This window comes from Clostridium sp., assembly GCF_051278035.1.
Taxonomy (GTDB): Bacteria; Bacillota; Clostridia; order Clostridiales; family Clostridiaceae; genus Clostridium_AD.
Genome location: NZ_JBNMNU010000189.1, coordinates 1 through 7,822 on the forward strand (window position 1 = coordinate 1; position 7,822 = coordinate 7,822).

9 protein-coding genes are annotated in these 7,822 nt (G+C 31.3%); all 9 read left to right on the top strand.

The genetic code is table 11. The annotated features are described in order from the left end of the window. Window positions 1–563, top strand: a 563-nt coding sequence (locus ACJAX4_RS20030; RefSeq protein ID WP_435791204.1) for a hypothetical protein, incomplete at its 5' end; no start/stop codon positions are given. A 14-nt stretch (window positions 564–577) separates the two neighbouring features. Further along, window positions 578–967 (top strand): hypothetical protein, encoded by a 390-nt coding sequence (locus ACJAX4_RS20035; RefSeq protein ID WP_435791205.1) that lies wholly within the window; start codon window positions 578–580, stop codon window positions 965–967. Window positions 968–1,109: 142 nt separating this feature from the next. Then, window positions 1,110–1,601: a hypothetical protein gene (locus tag ACJAX4_RS20040; protein ID WP_435791206.1), complete on the top strand. Its 492-nt coding sequence runs from the start codon at window positions 1,110–1,112 to the stop codon at window positions 1,599–1,601. 187 nt (window positions 1,602–1,788) lie between these two features. Continuing rightward, window positions 1,789–3,627, top strand: coding sequence for a hypothetical protein (locus ACJAX4_RS20045; protein WP_435791207.1), 1,839 nt, complete (start codon window positions 1,789–1,791; stop codon window positions 3,625–3,627). Between the two features lie 2 nt (window positions 3,628–3,629). Next, window positions 3,630–4,952, top strand: a complete 1,323-nt coding sequence (locus ACJAX4_RS20050; protein ID WP_435791208.1) for a hypothetical protein — start codon at window positions 3,630–3,632, stop codon at window positions 4,950–4,952. Continuing rightward, a complete protein-coding gene (locus ACJAX4_RS20055) occupies window positions 4,945–6,108 on the top strand; it encodes a hypothetical protein (RefSeq protein WP_435791209.1) in 1,164 nt (387 codons plus the stop codon). Before ACJAX4_RS20050 ends, ACJAX4_RS20055 begins: the two co-directional genes overlap by 8 nt. Further along, complete coding sequence (locus ACJAX4_RS20060; RefSeq protein WP_435791210.1) at window positions 6,105–6,614, top strand: hypothetical protein; 510 nt, start codon at window positions 6,105–6,107, stop codon at window positions 6,612–6,614. The genes ACJAX4_RS20055 and ACJAX4_RS20060 overlap by 4 nt, the downstream gene beginning before the upstream one ends. Next, window positions 6,614–7,036 (top strand): hypothetical protein, encoded by a 423-nt coding sequence (locus ACJAX4_RS20065; RefSeq protein WP_435791211.1) that lies wholly within the window; start codon window positions 6,614–6,616, stop codon window positions 7,034–7,036. Before ACJAX4_RS20060 ends, ACJAX4_RS20065 begins: the two co-directional genes overlap by 1 nt. Before the next feature lie 3 nt (window positions 7,037–7,039). Continuing rightward, a partial coding sequence (locus ACJAX4_RS20070; protein WP_435791212.1) for a hypothetical protein occupies window positions 7,040–7,822 on the top strand: 783 nt, incomplete at its 3' end.

Genomic DNA, 7,822 nt, shown 5'->3' on the forward strand with positions numbered 1-7,822 from the left:
AACCAATCAATGCGGATGGAATTACTAAAGTTATGTTAATTTCTGAATTAGATGGGTTAAAAATAAAAGGAACTCAAGATTTCACAGTTAGAGAAAGTATTGAGAGCAAACAATTCACTCCAATACAAAAAGAATTAAGTGGAGAAATAACAGTAGGAAATACTTACACTTTATCTAACTCAATAGGCTTTACAGCAATAGAAAGAGTTTTGGGAGCCTATACTATTAGAGAAGTATATGTAGAGAAATTTATTCCTGCAGATTTTTCAGAAGTAGATTATACAACTGGTGACTTCACAGATGAGGCAACTTACAATAGAAGCGAGGCTATAGCTAAATTTGAATATTATCTGGATATTGTTAATGGTAATATATCCAATTCAATTTATGGAAATAATTATTCAGGGTTAGCTTCTAATAGCGCAAACGCTAGAGCGAATTACCTTGAATTATTAGACGCAACAATGTCTTTTGATTCAATAACTAAACAACTAGCTATGGAGTTGATCTTTGAATTAATCAACCCAATTAAGTCTATATTTACTGCTGCTTCTTATAATTAATTTTAATAGTTAAAATGACTACAAATAACGTACAAATATTTTTAAAAGATTTCGGAAACTTTGAAATAACTAAATATTTTGATCCAGAATCTTTATCGGATTTGTCAGCTCCACAATCAAGCACTAAAGCCGAATTTTTTATCACAAACGGTGATCGACTTGCGGTTTGCAAATTACCAAGCGTTGTTGAAGATACTACTTTTACTTTAAATGCTTCTTTCTTAAAAGAAGACAATCAAAGAGTTTATGATGCCTTCATAGAACAAGGAACAAACTTGGGCAGAGTTTCTTTTTCTAATGGCAATGTAAGTAGAGACTATTCGCAATTATGGGTGAGTAAAGGGATAGATTTAAAAGGAAACAAAGCCAAATTCTCTGATGTTTCAGTAAAATTCCAAAAATAATATGTACATTTCTTCTTCAATTATTGAAAAAAAACAAGGAAAGAATTATTTAAAAATATTTCTTAACCCAAAATACCCTTATACTCTAGAAGTAAATGATAAGAATAGAGATCTATTCGATATTTTATTTGAAGAGCCATCTATGGATGATATGTCTAATTTGAAGAAACTAGGAATATCTTTAGAGAAATTTATATCATATGAAAATGCTAAGAGCATAAAAACTATGAATAGCTATTCTAAAGATGCTATAGAATCTATATTTAAATACCAAGAACAACAACAAAAAATTAAAGAAGAGGAAGAATTAGCAGACCCTTCTGAAGAAAAAAAGGAAGAATCCCAAATAGACTCTTGCAGATCATACTTAACTTCAGTATTTACTAGATCTTCTGATTTTGAAGATGAAGATTCTAACACCGATTTTTATAAAGAATTAGGTAAATTTACTTCCTATATAGAGTCTAAAGCTCGCAGAGATATAGACAGTTGCTTAATTAATTTAAATTTAGATCTTTTAAAGAAATATAATGCAGAATATTTATTTATTATTGAAGAAATAATTATAGAATACTTCTCTTTTTTTTTCGCGCACTTACCTTCAAAAATGTTTCACCTAAGCACAAGGCTATAGATGCTATATCAATTTTTGATTTAATAGAAAATCAAAAGGCAGAGATTTTATCATTTTACAAAGGTTCATTGACATATTCAGAAATAAATAACCTTAACTATAAAGACTCTTGCAAATTTTTTAATTATGCTGTAAAAATAACTAAGGAAAAACAAGAAGAATATAACAAAATAAGCAATAAAAGCTAATGTCTAAAGATTATCAAATCAAGTATACACTAGAAGTTATAGATAGAGCTAGTGCAGCTCTTAAAAATGCCGAGAGAAGCTTGAAGAGGATGGACAAGAACTTCGAGAAAACAAATAAAAAACATAAAAAATTAAACTTAGCAGAAGCGGCTTTATTATCAAAGAACTTAAAATATAGAGTTTCTGGAGAGACAAAGGCAGCAAATCAAATTCAACAAGTAAGACAAAGGGAATTAAGTAATTGGGCTAGGCAAGAAAGTCAAAGATTCAGGCAGGAAAGATTCAGGCATAGAAACTCCTTACGAATGGAAAGAGAAGCCGCAAGGGAGAGAGCTAGAATACAAAGTAGATACGCAACAGGAAGAAGCGGCGCTCAAGGCGTGGCAACTAGGTCTATAGCTTATGTTTCTGCCCCTACTGCCGCTGTAGCATTACTCTCTTTGAGAAACACTATGAGTATAGAGCAACAAAAAAACGCTCTAATAACCCAATTCGGTGTAGCGGGAGGCGCAGAAGTATTTAAACAATCAGCAAGATATGCTAGTGATACAGCTTTTTCATTGAAAGACATAACGTTACTTGTAAAGAAACTAAAGGTTGGCTCGAAAAACTTAGGTAAGGAAAAACCAAAAGATTTAATGCAACTATCTAGAGACGTTGGTGATGTTATGTTAGCTTACACTAGTTCTATATCAGAAAGAGAAAGAGTTGTTCTACAATTAGGGCAAATTGCTACAGGTGGTAAGGCTTATGATAAAGAAGATATTTACAGGATCCAAGGTGCTGGTGTTCCAATACAAGAAATATTAGAATCATTTACTGGGAGCAATTACTCTCAATTAAAAGGAGATTTTGGTGCAGCGTTACCTGCAAAGTTAATTTTTGACGCTATACAAGCTTTTTCAAAGAAAGACATAATAGAAAGAGCTAACATTTTAAGGGATAAATCTTTATCTCAAGGTTGGGATTCATTAAAAGAAGACACAATACTTTTCACAGCAGAGTACGGAGAAATATTATCGAAACAATTTAATCTACCTTCAAACTTTAGGAAAATTGGAGATGCCTTAAAGAATCTCACTGGAAAAATGCAAGAAACAGATAATATTTCTGCAGAAATAGGAAAAAATACCGTAGCCTTCGCCACTTACTTATTGATGGCGGTTCCTGCGGCAACCACATTAGGGTTCGTACTATCTAAAGGATTACAATTGCTAAGTGGAGTTAAGGGGAATGAAGGAATGGCTTTGGGGGCTAGAATACTAGGAAGAAACCTTTTCTACGCATCAGGAGTTATGTCAGGGATATATCTAACTACAGTAGATTGGAGAACTGTCTTTAAAGATATTACAACTGATGCTCTTCCTGGATTATTGAAGCATTTGGATGTGGTATTGGCTGCGACTATCTCAATATTAACTACAGTTAAAGCAATAAGATCTGCAGCTGGAGTGGGATTAATGCTAAAAATAGCTGGTGGGGCAACTGCTGGAGTCGCAACTCTTTCGGCCGCAGCTGCGGCATCACCTCTAATAGCAGCAGGCGTAGCTGCAGGTTTCACGAATTACGTCATAAGGCCTGTAGGAGAGTCTATAGGAAATGCTGGAGCAGATGTAATAACTCATTTTTATGAAAGAGATAAATATAAGCAAGGGGGAGATTTCGATTTCCTTAGAAAACAACAAAATACAGGAAAAACAAACCAACAAAAATCAGCGGATAAAATTGAAGTAACAAACACAATTAAATATGATAAAAATGATTACATGACGGTGGACACTACAGTAAAAAAATCACCATTAAGTAATCCAATTATTGTTAATGACCTAGGGATGTAATTATGTTAAATAATATAGAGCAAAATAAACCAGTTTTAGTAAAGAACGGAATAGAGTTTCCAATAAATATAGTTTCTTCTGACTCATTTAGTTCTTCGCAAACATTTAAAAACACCATACAGAAGATTTTAGGTGATGAAGATAGCTATGAACATATTGGTATAGGGGATAGAAAAATAACAGTACCTATTTTTTTTAATAACCAGAACGAGTATGATGATTTCTTTAATTTTATTTCAGATGGAGAGCCATTTTTAATATCTTGTAGTTTTTTTCCCTTAATTCCAGTTAATCTAGAAGGAAATTTAGACTTAGCTTCTTATTATAACGGACATATAGTTGTTGATTTAAAATTAACTACAGCCACTAACCCTAGACAAAATACAGATTCTTTATTGAGTTTTACTCCTTCCCTTAACTCTGCAGGATCAGGAAGTAAAAATACAGTTTTGCAAAAAGCTACAGAATTTGGAGAACAAAATTACAACTTTGTTTCAAATACTAATCAAAAAATAGGGGTAATTACTAATATAATAGCGGCTTTTTCTGCAACTATAAATAGAAAATCACAAGGTATAGCTGCAGCGAGTTCCATAATTATAAACCCAATTAGCTCAATCAACGCTTCATCTTCACAGGTAGTTGGTGGCTTTTCTGGAGTAATTAGATCATTGCAAAATGCGGTAAATGCGGTAAAGAAAGTTCCAAACGATGTAACCCAATTAGTGCAATCACTAGTGTTCGTTGGCGATCAAATAAATGATTTATTTGATTTAGGAAACAGAAATCCTACTCTCAAATATAATACTACATTTTTGATATCTATGGCTGTAGCTATAATAAAAACTGATTTATCTCAAGATAATAAAGACATTTCAGTTTTTGACTCTCCTTATAGTGGAGCAGAATATTTTCTAACCTCTATAGAAGATAAAAATAAGGAAACTACAATAATATTATTACTCGTATCTATTTTAATTAATATTTATGAAAACGTTAATGAAATTAGTGAGTGGAATACATTAGATTTAGATAATATTAGAGAACAAACTGAATTTATTTACCAATATATAATTTCTTTTGAAATATCTAGTGATTTAAAATTAGAATTAGACTTGGCGAGAAATAATTTCTTCTCTGTTTTTAAAGAAACATATAATAACGCATTAAAAGTTTTATTAGTAAACTCCCAAGAACAATCGTCTTTAGGTGATATTGTCTATTCAGTCAATGGTAATTATGATTTTCTCAGCGAAACTAAGAAATTAAATGGAATTATAGGTTTGAGAGTTAAGGGTGATATATTAGTTATTAGAAATGAATAAAATAAAAGTAGAGTTTAACGGAAAAGAATATTTTAAGTTTACCTCAATAAATGGAGGCATATTCATAGAAAGAAATATTTGCTTAAAAAACTGCTCATTAAGAGGGGTGTCTTTTCAAAATGAACTTAAGGATTTTCTTTTAGAATTAAACTTTAATAAGGTTATGCTTTGCTCCGTATTCATCAATGACAAATTATATATAGAAAACTATATAAGCGAAGACAGCCTAGGCTATTCCGAAAATGCAGAAGAATCAGTAGTAGTTGATTTTGTAGTGTTAGATAGATTTATAGGCCTTAAGGAAAGTGATATTGTTATCGCCAAACCTATAGGAACTTTAAGGACATTCACATCAAGTATATTAAGTGAGTTAGAGTTTGATTCGCCAAAATATTTAAGTAAATACAGAAGAAAAATAGTGTCGGCTTCTGACCTTATTAAATCTGGAAGCGATGTTGTAGATAAAGATCTAAAAACATTTACTAGAAGTGATATAGTAGAAAAAAGAGCTTTTGATGTTTTGGGTGAGGCTTGTCAACTATCAAATTTATTTTTAATATCAAATGGTTACGATACATTATCTTTCGAGAGAGCGAACCCTTATTTTAATCAGGAAACTTTTCAAACATCAGAGGTAAGATTTTCCATTTATAGAAACGAAAGAGGGCAAAATTATTCTAATTTCAGAAAAAACAGCGGTGCCATGGGAAAACCTAATCCATTTAAAAAGATAATTCTAAACTCTGGAGGTTCGGGTGAAGGAAAAATAGCAGACGAAAATTCATCCATAATAGTTAATTATAATAAAGGAATACCCCACATCCAAACGGTGAGGCATTTAAGTGTGAATGCAACACTTAAAGAAATAGTTGATGCTCAAGATTTTTACTTTGCTGGAGTAACTGCAATGACAAATTCCTTCGTTTATACTATCCCTAACATATTCACTGACTTAGATGATAATTTTTTTATACCAAATCAACCTATTTTTGTTCAAGATGAAAAATATGGAATACAAGAAGTCATGACTCTTTTAAGCGCTAACTTTACTATAGATGCGAAAAACGGCTCTAACATAACCCTAGTTGTAACAACCCAAGAAGCTTTTGAGAATAATGCGAGTATCAAACAAAAAAAATCTTTAATGAAAAAATGATAAGTGTTTTAAGAAAAGTCAAAAAATTAATAATTAATGGTATAGTTTCAATCAATTTCGCCTCTTGGAAGATAGGGGGTAAAGATGTAGATATAGATGCTAAAATGATATTTAATGATGGATTTATTTCTATAAATAGCTCATCAAGAGCAATAGTACACCAAATGCAAGCTAATAGATATGGTTTCTTTGTTGATAGTGCAGAAGATTTAATTAAAGAATATAGTTTAATTGATGGTGACTTATTTGCAGGTAGAAAAGATAATTATTTCCTATTTAGAGGCGGTAACTTGAAAATGAAATCAAAGGATATTACTTTAGACTGTGACAAGCTTAATATTTCTTGCAATTCAATTGATATTAATGTAACTAATACCATTACAATAAATGACAATATAATACTGTCATTTGTTGGAGACAAAATTTCAATAAACGGAAAGGAAATTGCAGTTATAGGCGGTGCAGTTAATCTAACTAGTGGCTTAATAAATTCAAGTGGACAGTAATGCAAACCATAGCTTTAGTGCAAAACAAAAAAAGTAATCAATTCGAACTAGAATATGAGAATGGCAAGATGGTGAAAGAAGAGCCTGAAATATCTTTTCTAAAACACAATTTGTATTGCTTTGGTAGGTCAGAAAAAGGATTAAGCATAATTCCTACATCGAGAAGAGGATTTTCAGGATCGGCTTTAGCTGGAAGAGAATTATATTCGTCAGCTTGGCTTTATTATCTGGAAGGAGACATTACATTTACTGCAATGGATAGGTTGATGGCAGATTTTAATAAATCATGCGATAAAGATTATAAAAATAAATTAATAGAAAAAAGAATAGTTTTAAACGAAATTATTAAATTAGAAAAAAATACCTTACTTTTTAAAGTCTCAATAGGACCTAACGATAAAAAAATTATAATTAATATATAAGTTATGGCAAATAGAATACCAACCTTATCAGATATTTATAATAAGTTTAAGTCTAGCATATTTAGCTACACCAAAGGATTATTAGAAATAGAAAAAGATCCTTTCCCTTTCGCTATGACTAAAGCTAGTACCGATATGGTTGGCGATATATATACAACTTTTCAAGATGCTATATCTGAATCATTTTCTCAATCGGCAACTCAACTTTCATTTTTAAAAGCTATTGCATTTGATAGAACTAGAAATCAAATTGAATTAAAGCAAGCAGAAGTATCTAAAGGGCAAATAATCTTATCTGCCAGTGCCAGTGTAGATGTTCCTGCAGGATCTTTATTTTTAACTAGCGACAACGAAACTTACACAAGTTTAGTAACTAGAACTTGCCAAAACCAATCTTTTTTTATTGACTCCATTCAAAGATTTTCTAATTTTGCAATTGTCACAATACCCGATCACAACCTACCTACTAATTTTAATCTAACTATTTCTGGGGCTATTGAGGTCGATTTTAATGGGTTGCAAGAAATACAAATTGTAGATAAAGATACTATAAAATATCCTAGTGCTGGGGTAGATCAGATTGCAACTGGCGATTTTGTGGGTTCCTATTTTGGAGCCAAAATTGATATCCAAAGTGTAAATGCGTCATCACAAGTAAATAAAACATTTACTGATAATATAACTGTAGCGACAACAATTGATTTTATAGAAGCTTCACAAATAACATTTCAAGGAATAACTGGTGGGAGAGATGAAGAAAGCTTATTATCTTTTAAGGGTAGATTA

What these genes read in the sequence shown, in the direction of transcription:
- ACJAX4_RS20065 (WP_435791211.1), top strand. Translation starts at nt 6,614, where the DNA reads ATGCAAACCATAGCTTTAGTGCAAAACAAAAAAAGTAATCAATTCGAA.
- ACJAX4_RS20060 (WP_435791210.1), top strand. Translation starts at nt 6,105, where the DNA reads ATGATAAGTGTTTTAAGAAAAGTCAAAAAATTAATAATTAATGGTATA.
- ACJAX4_RS20035 (WP_435791205.1), top strand. Translation starts at nt 578, where the DNA reads ATGACTACAAATAACGTACAAATATTTTTAAAAGATTTCGGAAACTTT.
- ACJAX4_RS20055 (WP_435791209.1), top strand. Translation starts at nt 4,945, where the DNA reads ATGAATAAAATAAAAGTAGAGTTTAACGGAAAAGAATATTTTAAGTTT.
- ACJAX4_RS20040 (WP_435791206.1), top strand. Translation starts at nt 1,110, where the DNA reads ATGGATGATATGTCTAATTTGAAGAAACTAGGAATATCTTTAGAGAAA.
- ACJAX4_RS20050 (WP_435791208.1), top strand. Translation starts at nt 3,630, where the DNA reads ATGTTAAATAATATAGAGCAAAATAAACCAGTTTTAGTAAAGAACGGA.
- ACJAX4_RS20045 (WP_435791207.1), top strand. Translation starts at nt 1,789, where the DNA reads ATGTCTAAAGATTATCAAATCAAGTATACACTAGAAGTTATAGATAGA.